This is a genomic window from Pseudomonas arabinosi, from assembly GCF_047758675.1.
In the GTDB taxonomy this organism is placed as follows: domain Bacteria; phylum Pseudomonadota; class Gammaproteobacteria; order Pseudomonadales; family Pseudomonadaceae; genus Aquipseudomonas; species Aquipseudomonas arabinosi.
In genome coordinates this window covers 2714608-2731625 of the sequence record NZ_CP180480.1, presented here as the reverse complement: position 1 = coordinate 2731625, position 17018 = coordinate 2714608, and the positions used below count along the sequence as shown (strand labels likewise).

The 17018-nt window shown below is 61.3% G+C and carries 13 protein-coding genes and 1 pseudogene; 5 read left to right on the top strand and 9 right to left on the bottom strand.

The genetic code is table 11. The annotated features are described in order from the left end of the window. Positions 1-41: 41 nt before the first annotated feature. On the bottom strand, positions 42-5864 hold the full coding sequence (gene mnxG, locus ACMXYJ_RS12730; RefSeq protein WP_415760083.1) for a manganese-oxidizing multicopper oxidase MnxG: 5823 nt from the start codon (positions 5862-5864) through the stop codon (positions 42-44). Between the two features lie 205 nt (positions 5865-6069). Further along, positions 6070-6678, bottom strand: coding sequence for a lytic transglycosylase domain-containing protein (locus ACMXYJ_RS12725; RefSeq protein ID WP_415760082.1), 609 nt, complete (start codon positions 6676-6678; stop codon positions 6070-6072). Between the two features lie 195 nt (positions 6679-6873). On the opposite strand from ACMXYJ_RS12725, the gene gspG reads away from it, so the two are divergent. The 3 genes from gspG (at position 6874) to ACMXYJ_RS12710 (ending at position 9317) form a co-directional block, all read left to right on the top strand. Continuing rightward, positions 6874-7308: a type II secretion system major pseudopilin GspG gene (gene gspG / locus ACMXYJ_RS12720; protein WP_415760081.1), complete on the top strand. Its 435-nt coding sequence runs from the start codon at positions 6874-6876 to the stop codon at positions 7306-7308. A gap of 14 nt (positions 7309-7322) precedes the next feature. Further along, positions 7323-8510 (top strand): type II secretion system F family protein, encoded by a 1188-nt coding sequence (locus tag ACMXYJ_RS12715; RefSeq protein ID WP_415760080.1) that lies wholly within the window; start codon positions 7323-7325, stop codon positions 8508-8510. A gap of 150 nt (positions 8511-8660) precedes the next feature. Continuing rightward, entirely contained in the window at positions 8661-9317 is a 657-nt protein-coding gene (locus ACMXYJ_RS12710; RefSeq protein WP_415760079.1) for a hypothetical protein, read from the top strand. Between the two features lie 139 nt (positions 9318-9456). On the opposite strand, the gene ACMXYJ_RS12705 is transcribed toward ACMXYJ_RS12710, so the two are convergent. Further along, positions 9457-10353: a LysR family transcriptional regulator gene (locus tag ACMXYJ_RS12705; protein ID WP_415760078.1), complete on the bottom strand. Its 897-nt coding sequence runs from the start codon at positions 10351-10353 to the stop codon at positions 9457-9459. Positions 10354-10404: 51 nt separating this feature from the next. Here ACMXYJ_RS12705 and ACMXYJ_RS12700 point away from each other — a divergent pair. Next, positions 10405-10509 (top strand): annotated as a pseudogene (locus ACMXYJ_RS12700) (alpha/beta hydrolase); the annotation flags it as partial. 118 nt (positions 10510-10627) lie between these two features. Here the strand turns inward: ACMXYJ_RS12700 and ycaC are convergent. The 6 genes from ycaC to ACMXYJ_RS12670 all read right to left on the bottom strand — a co-directional run bounded on the left by ycaC (position 10628) and on the right by ACMXYJ_RS12670 (position 16279). Further along, complete coding sequence (gene ycaC / locus ACMXYJ_RS12695; protein WP_008032694.1) at positions 10628-11254, bottom strand: isochorismate family cysteine hydrolase YcaC; 627 nt, start codon at positions 11252-11254, stop codon at positions 10628-10630. Between the two features lie 71 nt (positions 11255-11325). Beyond that, the gene (locus ACMXYJ_RS12690; protein WP_415760077.1) at positions 11326-13170 is read right to left on the bottom strand and encodes an amidohydrolase; all 1845 of its coding nucleotides are present in this window, start codon (positions 13168-13170) and stop codon (positions 11326-11328) included. Continuing rightward, entirely contained in the window at positions 13167-13760 is a 594-nt protein-coding gene (locus ACMXYJ_RS12685) for an antibiotic biosynthesis monooxygenase (protein WP_415760076.1), read from the bottom strand. The genes ACMXYJ_RS12690 and ACMXYJ_RS12685 overlap by 4 nt, the downstream gene beginning before the upstream one ends. Further along, positions 13753-14169 carry a DoxX family protein gene (locus tag ACMXYJ_RS12680; protein ID WP_415760075.1) on the bottom strand — a complete coding sequence of 139 codons (417 nt, stop codon included), beginning with the start codon at positions 14167-14169 and terminating at the stop codon, positions 13753-13755. The genes ACMXYJ_RS12685 and ACMXYJ_RS12680 overlap by 8 nt, the downstream gene beginning before the upstream one ends. Positions 14170-14325: 156 nt before the next feature. Further along, on the bottom strand, positions 14326-15246 hold the full coding sequence (locus tag ACMXYJ_RS12675) for a LysR family transcriptional regulator (RefSeq protein ID WP_415760074.1): 921 nt from the start codon (positions 15244-15246) through the stop codon (positions 14326-14328). 46 nt (positions 15247-15292) lie between these two features. Next, positions 15293-16279, bottom strand: a complete 987-nt coding sequence (locus ACMXYJ_RS12670; protein ID WP_415760073.1) for an MBL fold metallo-hydrolase — start codon at positions 16277-16279, stop codon at positions 15293-15295. Positions 16280-16487: 208 nt separating this feature from the next. On the opposite strand from ACMXYJ_RS12670, the gene ACMXYJ_RS12665 reads away from it, so the two are divergent. Next, positions 16488-16943 carry a helix-turn-helix domain-containing protein gene (locus ACMXYJ_RS12665; RefSeq protein ID WP_415760072.1) on the top strand — a complete coding sequence of 152 codons (456 nt, stop codon included), beginning with the start codon at positions 16488-16490 and terminating at the stop codon, positions 16941-16943. Positions 16944-17018 lie beyond the last annotated feature (75 nt).

The following is a 17018-nucleotide window of genomic DNA, read 5'->3' as shown; positions in this document are numbered from 1 at the left end:
CTCCCACAGGGGTGGTGCTATCCACCACCCCATCCCGGTTCCTACGGTGCCGGAGCCGGTTCTGGTTCGTTGGTCACCCGCAGTAATCCCCAAAGCCCGGCGGTGTTGCCGTAAGCGCCGTAGTCACGGAACAGGTAGTCGCCCGGTATTGCATTACTGCCCCCGGCGCTCGGGTGCATGAAGCTGAAGTGCGCCGCCGGCAAGATGCTTTCGTGGGCGCCGATGTACATCGACATCGGGTTGTAGCCGAACCGCACCGAGCCCACCCCTGGCGTACTCATCGGATAACCACCGGTATCGCTCTTCTCCGACTGGAACGGGTTGACCGACCAGACGTGGCCGTCCAACTGGAAGGTCGAGCCGCGGCTGCCACCGGTCGGCATCAGGATGTGTGTGCGAAACGGTTGCCCCGGTTTCACATACAGCACCGGCGTTTGCGGATCGCCCCCCACCAGCGCATTGCTGAAGGCCATGTGCGCATTAGGCACGTCGCCGTAACCATGACCGTCGGCGTGGCCGAACGGCGCATCCGGTGGCAGACCGAAGCGGAACCACATCGGCTCGGTCTTGTAGTTGATGGCCATGCTCGAGTTGTCCTGCGGATCAGTCGGTACACCGGCCTCCGAGGCAATACCTTCCACCGGACGACCATTGGCCCAGCGCATGTTCAACGCCTTCTGCCAGACCATCGCAAAATCACGGTAGGTGGTTTGCCCCGGTGCGGTGACCGTCGCCGAGACTTTGCGTGCATCGTCAACCCAGGTGGCGCCAATCGGCAGGATGCTCATCGCACCGCCAAGGCCTTTTTGTCCCTGTTTGATGACGTCCGCCGGGGTGAAATTCAACCCGCCGAACTCCACCGCCGTGGCGTTGATGTTGTCGACACTGCGGCCCAGTTGCGTGATCGGCTTGCCTTCACGCTCCAGGTGCCCGGCGTAGTACTGATAGGTCCGCGTCGGGTACGCGCCGACATTGCCGACACGCGGCGGCACGGTCTGGATCGGGTTGTTGCCGACGTTGGTCCCGTCGGATTTGGTGATGTCGTACGCCAGCAGTTGTGCGTGCAAGCCCACCGTGCTGGATGGCCGCATCAGGTTATTGCTGAAGGTGGTCGAGCCCTCGCCATGGTTGCGGTCACGCTTGACCATGCCCATTACCGAGGCTGTCTGGGTCAGGTCCGGCATCACGCTGGGCAGACGGTTTTCCAGGGTGATGTTGATGCAATCACCGGCCGCCGCACGCAGCACCAGCGGTTCGACTGGCACACCGGGTTTGAGCTTGCCGGTGATCGGATCGAGGTCGCCCTTGCGTACATAAAGGATCGCCGTCGGGTCATGCAACGGGCCACTTTGCCCGCCGATGGTGAAGGTCCCCTCCACAGGGTCGGTCACCGTGACCTGAGGAATGCTCACTGCCCGCGAGTTGTACACCAGGGTACCGCCCGACGGCTTCAACGCCCCGCCGACGTGTTGCCCGATACCGGCCGGATCGGCCATCGACAGGTTCAGCGGATTACCCAGGATGTCGTTGGCCAGCGCCGCGACCACTTCATAGTTGCGTTGTGGTGTCGGCCGGGTGCCGATGCCATTGGGGTTGGCGCCGATCCGTGGGCAGATGCCATCGAACGCCACGGTGTTGCGCATACCGGCCGGTTTCGCGTTGTTCGGCAGCGCGAACAGGTCGCTGCGTTGGGCCGTGTAGTTACGCATCACGCCCCAGATCCCGCTCCAGTAACCTTCAATCGACGCGTCCATCGAGTACAGGTAATCCCCGGTGGTTGCCGCCGCGCTGGAGATCATCGATACCGGTGCATTGAAGCCCATCTGCTCGGAGATCCCGATCATTTGCGACGAGCGCCAGCCGGAGTTGGAGCTGTTGCCGTAACCGGAACCGCTTTGCAGCCACTTCACGCCATGCAGAGTCACGTTGTGCTCTTCTTCGTGACCACCGGCATGCACCCGCAACCGCACGTTGTCCCCGGTGTAGGTGCGCAGCATCGGGGTGAACGGGTCACCCGGCTCTGCGCCGCCACGGTTGATGTGTGGCGGGAACAGCGTGGTGCCGCCGGTTGGACCGGTGGCCGCCGTGACGAGGTTAGGCGCCAGGTTCATCGCCGGAATGGCGCGGTCGGTACGGCTTTGCATGGCGTACGCCAGGTCGCCGCCGAGGCCGTCGGCCTGCATGCCACGCTTGCCGTCCGGTCCGACCTTGTTCGGGTCGTACACCCGCAGGGCCAGCGGTTCGTTACGGTAATTGACCACGAACATGCCAGGGTCATCGACAGAGATGGCTTGCGGGCATGGCCGGCTTGGACAACCGGGCATCAGGCCGCCGCGGGCTTCGACCACCTGTTCAAGCAGGGTCGCGGCTTCTTTGCGCACCGGCGGGTTGATCGCGTAGCGGAAGCTGTCAGCGGTGGCCGGGAAGGCTTGCGGATTGGGCACACCATTGGGGCCAGCGCCAACGTACACACCGGCTTCATAGGCGTGCTGGAAGTCGCTGTATTCGAGGAAGAACTCACGGAAACTGTCGTTCTTGCCGTCACCGTCCAGGTCACCGGTGGACACCACCGCTTGCCACGAAGTTGGCCCGCCGTCCTGCCGCGCGCCGCTGTACAACGGCTCGCCGGTTTCAGCGTGGAACCAGGTCGAACCGGCCGGTTCTGCCAATACGGTGGCGTACAGACCGATCTGTTGGTGAGTCGATGGGCCGAGGTGGTCGTGGGTGAAAATGGTCCCCAGGCCACGGTCGATGCCTTTGGCGTTCACCACCGGATCGACAAACCAGCGCTGCATCGCCGTCCGCGCCCCGACCCAGTCGGCTCGGCCGTATTGGCCGAAGAACGGGTGAGCCTTGGCTTTCGGGCAAGCCGGCGTGCCGTCACGAGGATCGGTGCCTTCGCACTGATTGAACTCGCGAATGGCGTGGATGCGCTCTTGCACTGCACCGGGGGAAAGGACGCCGTCTTCGTAGTTCCAGCCATTGGCCGAACCGTCGGCGGCCGTCAGGTCCCATTTGGGCAGGTGAATGTGCTGGCCGATCACGTCGGTCGGCGTGCGCACCTGATAGTCGTCCATTTCATAGGTGGCCGGCACCAGGTTGGTTTGCTGGTACTGCACGCAGTCGAAGGTGTTCATGCGCATCACCAAAGGCTCTGGCGGACGCTGCTTGTTGATCACCGGCCAGGCGTCTTCCCACAGCGCGAGAATGCGCGCTTGCGGGAAGTGGTAACCGACCTTGTTGTAGACCGCGTCGAACTGGATGTTCGCGGCTTTATAAACCCGTGGACGGTCGGCGGTGAACGTCGAGGAACCGCTGAAGGACATGCCGTCAATCCGTTCACCGCTGTTGAACTCGCCAGTGCCGGCACTGCTGGTCAGGCGTTTTTGCCGATCATCCATGCACGGTTCGTAATACGGTGCGCCCGCGATCGGCAAGGCACCGTTGGTGCGGAAGTTGCGCGCCACGATTTGATTACCGGGCAGCACGGCGAAGCTTGGGTGGTCTTTTTTGGCGTGGAACGCCATGGCCGCCTGTTCGACTTCAGTGCCCTCTTCTGGCATGTAAATCGGCTTGGCGCGCGTCACTTCCTTGGAGAAATCCAGAGACGTGGTAATGGTGTTCGCCTGGCCACCGGCGGAGAAGCCGTCCAGAGAATGGCGCCCCAGGCCGCCGTCCCAGCCACCGGACTGAGCCGGGTCAAGGTTGGCCCACAAGGCCTTGCCGCTGGTTTTCAAGGCCTGCGCCTTGGCAGCGTCGAGCATGTCCAGCGGTGGGGTCGGTGGGCGTTGGCCGACCGAACTTTCCATGCCGCCGATCCAGAATGGATAGCCAGGGTTTTTCAGGCTGCCGTCGGCATTGCGGTTGGCTTCACTGCGATCCACCAGGGCCAGGGAACCGATGGCCTGACCGCCGCCGTTACCGCTGAGTTGTTCGTCGTCGTCATCCTCCTCGTCATCGTCGTCATCATCACCGGCCACCAGGGTTTCGCCGATTTTCGGCACGACCGCGACTTTGCCCGGCATCGGTGCCATGGCTTTGCCTGGCAGCGGCACAACGGCTGGAATCGGCGTACCGGCGACGATCTCGCCATCGGGCAAGGCCCGGGCGCCTGCCGCCGGTTTACCGCTGCGCAGTGCATAAGGTTCGCTGTGATAACCGTCGACGCCCTGCTGGGACACCTCGAGTTTGGTGCCCTCTTCGAATACGTCATGCACCCGCCACATGCTCCACATGCCTTGGGCAAAGTGCGGATAGAAGTGGCAGTGATAGATCGCATCGCCCGCGACCCGGTTGCGGTTGCCCGAACCCCCGTTGGCGATTTCGTAGGTGTAACCGGCGCCCGGACCAATGCCTTGGGCGTCTACATAGTCGGAGTTGTCGTCATTGGGGTTGAACAACCACTGGTGCCCGTGCAGGTGGAAAATGTGCTGCTCGTGGCCGTTGTGGGTGTTGCGGAATTTGATGAAGTCACCGATGTAGCTGTGGTTGACGTTGGACGGCTCGGACGGGTACAGCGCCATGGTCGCCTTGACCCCGACCTGATCGGCGCGCGGCGTTTCACCGGGAAGAATGTTTTCCAGGCCGGCGTTGGCCGGCACGTCCACCAGCATCGCCACGTCGCCGACGGTGTGCGAGCTGAGGAAGAATTCTTCATAGGCGCAGGACAGGCAATCGTGCATCGGCCCGACGCCCAAACGGTTGGCGACCACTTCGGCGCCCATGCCACCGGAGCCATAGTTGATCATGAACGAGTCGCGGGTCGGCTCCAGCACATGGGCCATCACCGGGTCGGAGAAGTAAGCGGGGAACGCCTGGGTCGCGGCGGTTTCATCCTGGAATTGCGAGGCGAAATCGCGGAACGGTTCCAGACGATTAGGGATCGCCGGGTTGCGTTTGCCGATGGCTTCCAGCGGATAAGTCGACGGTGGAAAGCTGCCGTCGGCGTTGCTGCCCATCACGATCGCGTCGCTCTCGCTGGAAATGATTTCATTGCCGTCGACCATGTTGATGATCGGCGTGCCGGCCTTGCCTTCACGGATCCACGGCTCACGCTGCGGATAGCGCGCCTGGTAATCGACAATCGGTTGGCCGGCCGGGGTGCGGCCGACGCTGGCCAGGCGCATCTCTTCTTCGGTCACGGTGTTGCGATAGGTGCGGCCGCCCTTGGGCACCACGACCACTTGGCCGAACAGTCCGTTGGCCACGTTGCCCGCATCCCCTTCACCGCCGAAGGTCGCGCCGCGGCTGCTGGCGGCAAACGCCCCTTCGCGCTCGGCGTACAAGGTATAGGAGCGGGTGGCACCGGGGGCAATCAAGGTGTTGGCGTTGCGCCCGGTATAGGACGCAATGTCGTCGATGCTGTTGACCGCTTGCATGCCATTGACCTGGAAGCCGACGTGGCGGTCAGTGACCTGTTCATCAACCTTGAATGGGTCGACGTTGCCGATGGCGACTTCGCCCTCAATCTCACCTTCCTCCCCGTCTTCGTGGCTGCCGGGGTTGGCCTGGTAAGCGAGCAGGTTCTGCAGGTTGATGGTCAGGCAGTCACCGGCAGCGACGCGCAGGACCAGTGGGCGCGGGCGCTTGTCGGGCCGCAGCGAAACCTTGCCCGGCACCGCCGCCCCGCCCCGGGCCAGGGACATCTCGTGGTCATCGACCACATCGCGGCGCAGGGCGAACATCATGCCGTTGACGTTCTGCGCACCGAGGCGGTTGAACATCAGCGGCTGATCCAGCGCGACGACGTTGGCCACCAGATTACGCTCGCAGCGCACGGCCGCTTCGGCCAGCTCGATGCCCAGCATCGACGCCACCAACAGCAGCAATTTGAACAGGGACGGAGCGTAGGGTATGCCGGTCATGATCACGGGCCTCGCTGTGGTACTCATTAGGAATAAGTCTCGACAAATCCCCTTGAGCAATCCGCATGCCATAAATAATTTAGTTATTTTTCAATCGGTTAGATAAACGACTTAACAACTCGGGGGATATTCCCCACCCATTCCCCACTTTTCGGCCGGGGCCACCATTCCCCACTTTTGGGGGAACATGCCCCACCGTCGCCGATCACAGCGGCGCATCCACGGCCAGGCCCTGCAAGCGTCGGTATTGGCGCAAGACACTGGGCACGTAACGCTGGGTTTCGGCGAACGGCGGGATCACCCCGCCACGGCTGAGCACCGCTTGCGGCCCGGCGTTGTAGGCCGCCACGGCGAGGCTGATGTCGTTATCGAACAGGGTCATCAGGTGCTTCAGGTACTTGGCGCCACCCTGAATGTTGGCTTTCGGGTCGTAGACATTCTTCACCCCCAACTCCCGGGCGGTGTCAGGCATCAATTGCATCAACCCGCCCGCGCCCTTGGGTGACCGCGCACGGGAGTCATACGCGGACTCGGCCTGGATCACCGCATGCAACAGCGCTGCCGGTAATTCATTGGCCGTGGCCGCTGCCGACACCAGCTCGGCATAGGGCTGCCGGGCAATCATCTGCGGTTGCTGATCCATGCTGACCCGGGCGGCTTCAGTCTCGTGAATCACCCGTTCATAGGTGCGACCGGGACGGTGGACATTGGACAGAACGTAGCTGCCCTTGGCGTCCACGGAGACGAACACATCGGCCTGTACGACGCCGGTCAGCACGAGCAGGCCGAGCAGTCCTGTGGTGAGTGTTTTCATTTTTATGCCTCTCCTGCCCAGCCCCTAAAAATGGGGCTAATGCCCCAATGGCCGGTAGTAATCCAGTCATACGCAAGCACTGTGCCGAATGCGCAAAGGCCCGTAATTCAGGGGCTGCAGAAGAATGCCCGGGCATGTGCATGGCAATTGCATAAGCCTTCACGGCGACCCTTCTGCCGACTGTGTGAGGTCATCATGAATCAGCGTTTGCGTTCCGCCCCGCGTGCTCAACGCGGGTTCACCCTGCTCGAACTGTTGGTGGTGTTGGTGGTGCTGGGGCTGTTGGCTGGCATCGTCGCGCCGAAGTATTTCGCCCAACTGGGCCGCTCCGAAGTGAAGGTGGCCAAGGCGCAAATAGAAGGTTTGGGCAAAGCACTGGACCTGTACCGTCTGGAGGTCGGTCATTACCCGTCGACCGAACAGGGTTTGCAGGCGCTGGTCACCGCACCCAGCGATGAAACCAAATGGACCGGCCCTTACTTGCAGAAAAAATTGCCGCAGGATCCGTGGGGCCGTAACTACACCTATCGCTACCCCGGCGAAAACGGCGAATACGACTTGCTGTCCATGGGCAAGGACGGCCAACCCGGCGGCGAAGGCGAAAACGCCGAAGTCACCAGCTGGCAGTGACGGGAGTAGCAACCATGCGTTTTCATCTCAAAGCCGTTGGCAAGGCCGGCGTCGTCTCGATGACCGTCGAGGCGCTCGGCCACAGCGAAGCCCGGCGCATCGTCGAAGACCAGGGCTATCGGGTCGTCAGCCTGTACGCCGAGCGTCACTGGCGTGCGCTGCGCGTCAGGCAGCGCGAGACCTTCAACCTGGTGCTGTTCAGCCAGGAACTGACCACGTTGCTCAATGCGGGCCTGCCGCTGATCGATGCGCTGGAAAGCCTGGCGGAAAAAGAGAACGCGCCCCAGGCCCGCAAGACCTTGAGCGAACTGGTGCGCCTGCTTTATGAAGGCAAATCGTTCTCCCAGGCACTGGCCCAGTTGTCAGCGGTTTTCCCTCCGCTCTACGTTGCGCTGGTTCAGTCCAGCGAGAAGACCGGCGCCGTGGGCGATGCCCTGGGCCGCTATGTCAGCTATCGCCAGCGCATGGACGAGGTCCGGCAAAAAATCGTCAGCGCGTCGATCTACCCCCTGCTGTTGCTGGTGGTGGGCGGTGGCGTGGTGTTGTTTCTGATGGGCTACGTGGTCCCGCGCTTCAGCCTGGTGTTCGAAGGGCTGGGCTCGAACCTGCCGTGGCTGTCGCAGATCCTGATGAGCAGCGGGATGTTCCTCCACGCCCATCAGGGCGAATTCTTCGGCACATTGCTGGCGATCATCGTCGCCCTCACCTTCCTCCAGCGCCAACCGGCCTTTCGTCGGGGCCTGGACCGCGTGATCGAAAAACTCCCGGCGGTCCATCAACGCATCTTCATGTACGAACTGGCGCGCTTCTACCGCTCGCTGGGGATTCTGCTGCAAGGCGGCATTCCCCTCGTCACCGCCATGGGCATGGTTCGCGGCCTGCTCACCGTCGCCTCCCGCGCGCGCCTGGACCAGGCCTGCGAACGGGTGCGCGAGGGTCAGTCGCTGTCGACCGCCCTGGAACTCAATCATCTGGTGACACCCGTGTCGCTGCGCTTGCTACGTGCCGGTGAGCAGTCCGGCAACCTCGGGCAAATGATGGAACGCAGCGCCGACTTCTACGACGAAGAAATCAGCCGCTGGATCGAATGGTTCGTGAGGCTGTTCGAACCCCTGCTCATGACCTTCATCGGCCTGCTGATCGGGGTGATCGTGATCCTGATGTACATCCCGATTTTCGAGCTGGCCTCGAGTATTCACTGACCCTCAGGAACAGGGTCGAGTTGTACCGTTCATCGTTCACCCACGTTGCAACTGAATTAATCAGCTCGCTGCGGTGTTCACCCATTGAATCGAGCAGCACGTTGCATTGTTCATCAACGTTCCAACCCGAATTACAAGACGGAGAACGACATGCACATCAACAAGCTTTTACTGGCAGTAGCGATTGGCGCAGTTCTGTCGGCGTCTACCGTATTGATTCCGGACAGCCTGTCCGGTGTATCGAGCGCACAGGCCAAGGATGGCGGGAGTGGCGGAGGTGGCGGCGGTTCTGGTGGCGGGGGCGGTGGAGGCTCTGGCGGCGGTGGTGGTGGAAGTGGTGGCGGCGGCAATGGCGGTGGTCACGGTGGCGGCAGCGGCGGCGGTGGTGGAAGTGGTGGCGGCGGCAATGGCGGCGGTCACGGCGGCAGTGGCGGCAGTAGCGGCGGCAATGGCGGCAGTAGCGGCGGCAATGGCGGCGGTCACGGCGGCAGTAGCGGCGGTCACGGTGGCAGCGGCAGTGGCGGCAACAGTGGCAGTGGCGGCAATAGCGGCAGCGGTCACAGTGGCAGCGACCATGGCTCTGGCCATTCCGGCAACTCAGCCTCATCCTCTTCCGGGCGTAGCGGCACTCATGCCGAACCGGGGGATGATCACGGCGTTCATAACGCGGGCGAAGTCGGCCACAATCGAGGGGTTCATCAGGCCGGTGAAATCGGCGATGACCACGGCGTGCATGTCGGCGGTCAACCAGGTGACGATCATGGTGTGCATGTCGGCGGCGAGCCAGGCGATGACAAAAAGTCCTGACAACCACTGACCCCCCAAAACTCCGCAAATCCCCTGTGGGAGCGAGCCTGCTCGCGATAGCGATCTGTCATTCAACATGATGTCGTCTGACACTCCGCCATCGCGAGCAAGCTCGCTCCCACATTGGAAGTGGTGAGCCTTACAACCCCCCCTCAGCCTGGTGCAGCCGCTCCCGCAAAAACTCGATCAGCGCCTGCACCGGCCGTGAACTCTGGCGGTGTTGCGGATACACCGCCGATAACGTCAGCGGCCGCGGACAAAACTCATCCAGCACCGGCACCAGCCTGCCGTCCTTCAACGCCGAACCGACAATGAAGATCGGCAAGTAAGTAATCCCCATGCCGGCAATCGCCGCGTCCCTGAGCAATTCACCATTGTTGACCCGCATCCGCCCGGTGACATTGACCATCAACGGCTTGCCCTGCCCTTCGAAACGCCATTGCACTTGACGCCAATGGCCGTAAGGCAGGCAGTCATGGCTGTGCAAGTCTTCGGGTTTGAGCGGCGTGCCGCGCTCGGCCAAGTAAACCGGGCTGGCACAGTACACCCGCTGGATGGAAGCGATGCGTCGAGCGATCAGGGTCGAGTCCTCCAAAATGCCGATGCGCAGCGCCAGGTCATAACCCTCACTGAGCAAATCCACCGGCCGATCACTGAGGTCGACCTCCACCGTGACATCGCGATAACGCTGCAAAAACACCGGCAGCAAACAGCCCAAATGCGCCACCGCAAACGACAATGGCGCGCTGATACGAATAGTGCCACGGGGCTCGGTGGTCTGGCCGGCGATGCCCTGCTCCACTTGCTCGACTTCGCCCAGCAGGCGCAAGGCTGACTCGTAATAACTCTGCCCCAGTGGCGTGACGTCCAGTCGCCGCGTGGAGCGATTGAGCAGACGCACACCCAGACGTTCTTCGAGCTGCATCAAGCGCCGGCTGACGAACTGCTTGGACAGGCCCAATTGATCGGCCGCCGCGGTGAAGCTGCCGGAGTCCATGACCTGGCAAAAAATACGCATATCTTCGAATGGGTTCATTGTCACGCCTTGGTTGACAGTCAAACATTTTATAGCCGCTTTTTCCTTCTTAGATACCTTATTGATCTGTCTCCGTTGCAAGCCAGCGCCGAACAGCTCAAAGGTTTGCCAGCGGCCCTGGCGCAAACCGCCGAGTTCGACGTGTTGTGTGGCGAAGCGGCTTGCCCTTGTAGCAGCAGCCTCGCTAGGGCTCGGCAGCGGCGACAAAAAAGCTCATTCGCCAGACAAAAAAATGCCCGCGCATTCGCGGGCATTTTTCTGTGTGATTGCAAACTTACTTCGACGTCAGCACCGAGTAGCTGTTCATCAAGTTGCGGTAGTTCGGAATGCGCGGCGACAGCAGGTTCGCCAGGCCTTCCATGTCGTTGCGCCAGTCACCCTGCAGCTCGCAGGCCACCGAGAACCAGTTCACCAGTTGAGCACCGGCCGCCGCCATGCGCGCCCAGGCCGCTTGTTGCACGGTTTCGTTGAAGGTACCCGAGGCGTCGGTCACGACGAACACTTCAAACCCTTCAGCCAGCGCCGACAGCGTCGGGAACGTCACGCAAACGTCGGTGACTACACCGGCGATGATCAGTTGCTTACGGCCAGTGGCTTTAACGGCTTTGACGAAATCTTCGTTATCCCAGGCGTTGATCTGGCCAGGACGCGGGATATACGGCGCGTCTGGGAATTGCTCTTTCAACTCGGGAACCATCGGGCCGTTCGGGCCGTTTTCGAAGCTGGTGGTCAGGATGGTCGGTAGCTTGAAGAACTTGGCCACATCGCCCAGGGCCAGTACGTTGTTCTTGAATTCGTTCGGCGAGAAATCCTGAACCAGCGAGATCAGGCCCGTCTGGTGGTCGACCAACAGGACAACGGCGTCATCTTTGTTCAAGCGTTTGTACGGAACGTTGCTCATGTGAAACTCCTCGGTGGATGGGTATTACATACGGCGCCGGCGCGCAGGGTCGGCGCTTTTTTTTGTGATCGTCAGAACGCGAAGCACGAGCAGCCAAACGCGCCCCAGAAACCCGCGAAATCGCTGACCGGCGCATTCGACAACCGCGCCTTTTCATGGCTATGGGAATGCACGCCGCACGGCCCGCTGCAATGGTGAGCCTGCGCTTGCGCCTGCATCGGTGAGGTCGGACGCCAGTGCCCCGGCACTTTCACCACCGGCGACCAGTCCGGCAGCACCGGTACGCTGGCCGGCCCGAGTTTTTCGAAGTCACCGGCGGCGTACACCACCTTGCCGCCGACCACGGTCAACACCGACTCGATCCACTTGATCGCTTCTTCGTCGACGCTGAAAAAATCCGCGCTCAAGGCTGCGACGTCCGCCAATTGGCCGACCTTGATCATGCCTTTCTTGCCCTGCTCGGAAGAGAACCAGGCGCTACCGTGGGTGAACAGTTCCAGTGCGGTTTGACGAGACAAGCCCTCGGCATGCAATTCGAGGCCACCGACCGTGCGACCGCTGACCATCCAGTACAGCGAAGTCCAGGGGTTGTAGCTGGACACGCGCGTGGCATCGGTGCCGGCGCCGACCGGTACACCTTCGGCCAGCATGCGTTTGATCGGCGGGGTCGCTTCGGCGGCTTTGGCGCCGTAACGCTCAACGAAGTATTCGCCCTGGAATGCCATGCGATCCTGAATCGCGATACCGCCACCCAGCACCCTCACCCGCTCAATGTTCTGCGGTGTAATGGTTTCGGCGTGGTCGAAAAACCACGGCAAACCGTTGAACGGAATGTCGCGATTGACCTTCTCGAACACGTCGAGCATGCGGCTGATGGATTCGTTGTATGTGGCGTGCAAACGGAACGGCCAGCGCTGCTCGACCAAATGGCGCACCACCGGCTCCAGCTCGTCTTCCATAGTTTGCGGCAGGTCCGGACGCGGCTCGAGGAAGTCCTCGAAATCCGCCGCCGAGAACACCAGCATTTCCCCGGCGCCGTTGTGACGCAGATAGTCGTCGCCCTGATGCAAGGTCACGCTGCTGGTCCAGTTCTTGAAGTCAGTCAGCTCTTCCTTGGGCTTCTGGGTGAACAGGTTGTAGGCGATACGAATGGTCAGTTGCTGGTCCTTGGCCAACTGCTCGATGACCTGGTAATCGTCCGGATAATTCTGGAAACCACCGCCAGCGTCGATGGCGCTGGTCAGGCCGAGACGGTTGAGCTCGCGCATGAATTGGCGGGTGGAGTTGACCTGATACTCCAGCGGCAACTTCGGCCCCTTCGCCAGGGTCGAGTAGAGAATCATCGCGTTGGGCCGGGCGACCAGCATGCCGGTCGGTTCACCGTTGGCATCACGCACAATCTCGCCACCCGGCGGGTTCGGCGTGTTGCGGGTGTAACCGACGACGCGCAACGCGGCACGGTTGAGCAAGGCGCGGTCGTACAAATGCAGGACAAATACCGGTGTATCCGGCGCGGCCTGATTGAGTTCTTCGAGGGTCGGCATGCGCTTTTCAGCGAACTGGAATTCGTTCCAGCCACCGACCACACGCACCCATTGCGGCGTCGGCGTACGGTCGGCCTGATCCTTGAGCATGCGCAGCGCGTCGACCAGTGAAGGGACGCCTTCCCAGCGCAATTCGAGGTTGTAGTTGAGGCCACCACGGATCAGGTGCAAGTGCGAGTCGTTGAGACCGGGAATGACGCAGCGACCCTTGAGATCGATGACCTGTGTGCCTGAACCGCGCAGGGCCATGGCGTCGGCGTCGGTGCCGACGGCGACAAAGCGACCCTCGCTGATCGCTACAGCGCTGGCACGTGGGTTTTCACGGTCAACGGTATGAAATTGACCATTGAATAAAATCAGATCGGCGTTCATCGCGTTTCCTTGGTCTGAGTGGAAGAGGACAGCCAGGGCGCGAACAAGCGCGTCGCCATCGGCATGAACAGATACACCACCGACACGACGATGGTTAGCGTGATCAGGAACGTCGCGACCACGTAATTGGACAGCAAGGCGTTGAGCTGCAGCAGCGGCCCCCAGATCAGCGGCACCAGCAAGGTGTGCGGCAAAATCACCAACAACGTCACCATGGCCTGCTTCCAGCGCGGCGGTGGCGGCGAAGCGGCGTCAGCTTGCGGCGCGAACCAGAATTCGTTGACCGGATTGACCTCGGTCTGGTCGCCGTCAGCGAGCATCGGCGTGGCTTCGTTAACCAGTCCCAGCCGTTGCGGCGAATCGAGCCAGCGCTGCATCGATTCGGTCGAGCAGAAGCGCAGCACGCAGGTGTACAGGTCAAGACCGGCACTCTTGCCGCGAATCACATCGACGCCCAAATGCCCTTCCTGCTGCCCGGCAATGCTGACAATGTTGCGCAACCAGGCTTCGTAGGGCACTTCAAACCCCGCCTTGACCCTGTGCTTGATGACCAGTGTCACGACTTCCTCGAAACGATTGGATTCAGGCATAACGCAAAGCTCCAGAGAAACGGACATTGAGCGCCAGCCGGCCCGGCCCGGCGATAAGAAGGCTGGTGAACAGGATCAACAGCAGCCAGCCGAACTGCCCTTCATCGAGGCTCCATTGCGGATGCACAATCAACAGCGCGATCAGCAGCACCGCCAAAATCGGCAGACACGCCAGACGCACCAGCACCCCGGCGATGATCAGCAGCGGACACAGCACCTCGGCAAAAATCGCCAGCATCAGCGTGACGTTCGCGCCCAGGTGAAACGGGTCTTCGATGACTTGCAGTTGAGCGTTGTAGTTAAGCAGTTTCGGTAAACCATGCACCCACAGCAGAAACAATCCACCGCTGACCCGCAAAAAAAACAGTCCGAGATCCTGGGCTCGTTCATCCCATCGCGAAGCGTTCATGGGCTACCTGCACTAATGAAAAACCACCGGCAGCGATGCGCCGGAACGTCATTCGATAGTGCCGGCGTGGGGAGTGGAAAAATTGGATGTACGTGCTCTTTTGCGACCGTGCGCCGATCGACAGTGGACTGCAAATTGGCTGTCAGGTCGCCATGTTCAAGCAGAAACAGGCAAAGGCTTTGACATGAATTCACTGATCCGCGACCGCAACCACCGCTCTGCCGGATCGTTGTCATGCACCCCGCTCCAGGCCATCGAAAGCTGCGCCGCATCGATGGGAAACGGTGGATCTTCAGCCCGCAACGCACACCCTTCAACCAGCGCGCACGCCGCATAATCTGGCACGGTGGCGATCATTTCAGTGCCGGCAAGCAACGCGCGCAACCCGCTGAACTGCGGCACGCCCAATACCACGCGACGACTGCGGCCGACCTTGGCCAGATCCAGATCGATGTTGCCGCTCAGGTCGCCGGAGAACGACACCATGGCATGCGGTCGTTCGCAGTATTCGTCCAGCGTCAGCGTCCCCGGTCGTTTGTCCCCACGCAGCACTTTGCAGGGAATGTCCCGCAACTTCTTACACTTGGCATTCGCAGGTAAATCCGTGGTGTAGCTTACCCCCACGGAAATTTCTCCCGAGGCCAGCAATGCCGGCATCAGCAGATAGTTGGCGCGACGCACCACCACGACGATCCCCGGCGCCTCTTCCTGCAGTTGCCGCAACAACGGCGGAAACAAACCGAACTCCGCGTCGTCCGACAAACCAATGCGGAACACATCGCAACTGGTCGTCGGATCGAATTCCTTGGCTCGACTGACCGCCCCGGAAATCACATCCATCGCCGGTTGCAGTTCCTTGAGAATCGCCAGCGCACGCGCTGTAGGCTCCATCCCGCGGCCATTGCGCAACAGCAGCGGATCGTCGAACAGATCCCGTAACCGCCCCAGCGCCGCACTCACCGCCGGCTGCCCCATGAACAGTTTTTCGGCAACACGGGTGAGGTTCTTTTCGAACATCAACGCTTCGAAAATCACCAGCAGGTTCATGTCGACGCGGCGTAAATCGTTACGGTTCACAGGCACGGTTCCTTTGTGTGTTCAGCCAGGCACTAAGCGGTGGTCTTTACTCGATCAGCGGTACGTTGGCCGCACGTTTGTAAGGCCCGTACTCCACCGGCACCCACTGGAAATGCTTGCCCTGCGCCGCGATGTGGCCGATGCCGGGGAATGGCAAATGCGCCGCCGTTACCCAGGTTTTGCTTGCCGCCGCATCACTGAACACTTTGGCGCGGCTCTTGATTGCCTGCTGGCTGTTGACGTCGAAGCCGATCGACACCTGCGGATGTTCAAACTGCACCGCGAGGTTATGCACCAGATCGCCCATGAACAGAATGCTCTGCCCCTGCGAGGTGAAGCGGTATGTGGTGCTGCCCGGCGTGTGGCCGGGTTCCAGCGCCGCGTCGACCACGCCCGGTACTGGCGACTGACCGGCGGCGAAGGTCTTGAAACGCCCTTCGGCCACATACGCCGCGGTCGAGTCCTGGGCGATTTTGAAGTACGGCCTGGCACCCTCGGGCGCCTTGGCGAGGGCTTGGGGATCAAGCCAGTAGTCGGCTTCTGCCTTCGCAGCAAAGACCGTGGCGTTGGCGAAAATCGGTTTCTGTTGGCCGTCGACCAGTCCGCAGACATGGTCCAGATGCAGGTGGGTCAACAAAATCGTATCGACCTGCGCAGGCTCATAACCGGCGGCTTTCATATTGTCTGACAGCATCCCGGCTGTAGCACCAATGCACTGGCCGGCGCCGGTATCGACGAGGATCAACTGCTTGCCAGTGTTGATCAGAAAGGCGTTGAACGCGGTTTGGACGCCCGGCGTTTCAATCGAACGGCGAGCCAGCAGCGCGCGGATCTGACTTTGGGTCAGGCCCTTGAGCAGTTTGGGCGACAGATCGTTGTAGCCGTCGAACAACGCCGTGACCTCGTAATCGCCCACTGCCAACCGGTAGTAACCCGGCACTTGTGTGCCAACTTGCACCGGTGCCTGAGCCGAGGAAATGCCGGACGCCAGCGCTACGGCGAGCCCCAGTGCGCAAACCAGAGAATGTTTCATGCCACCACCTTGGTCGAGTCAGAAGAGCGGCCACGCACAACGCCGCCAGATGACGTCGATTTTGCACGGCTCGCACCCGCAGAAATTGCAGCAATGTGCTGAGTTAGCGCTGTTGGTTACCACCGCACACCAACGGAATTAACAACGTTTAACTCGCCTGCCAGAGCCCTGCTGCCAAAAATGAAGCTCACCGACACGGACATTTGTCATGGCCCATTCTCAGCAAAACACTGCCTGCGCAGCCGTCACTGAATCGCGAAAGAAAAACACCGGCGGCCTGACCCCTTGGCGCGAAAGCCTGGCCAAACAACTGATCCTCGAGCGCCTCGGTGAAACCGTAGAAGTCACTGAACTGGCACGGGCCTGCGCCCTCTCACGCAGTCATTTCTCACGCGCATTCAAGTGCAGCACCGGGCTCTCGCCTCAAGACTGGATTCGCAACCAGCGCATCGCCCGCGCCAAACTATTGATCCAGGACACCGACCTGACGCTGACGCAAATCAGCCTCGAATGCGGCTTCTGCGATCAGGCGCATTTCTGCCACATCTTCACTCGCAATGAAGGCATCACTCCGTTTGCGTGGCGTTGCAAGATTGCGCGCGCCTTACACCTTCCTCCCGCGAATCACCGTGCTGCCTCCACGTCTCAACTTAACGCGCCGTAGACCCGCCAACACATTTCTTGTAGCAGCTGTCGAGCCTGGGCGAGGCTGCGTTCTCGGATTTTTCGACGGCTTCGC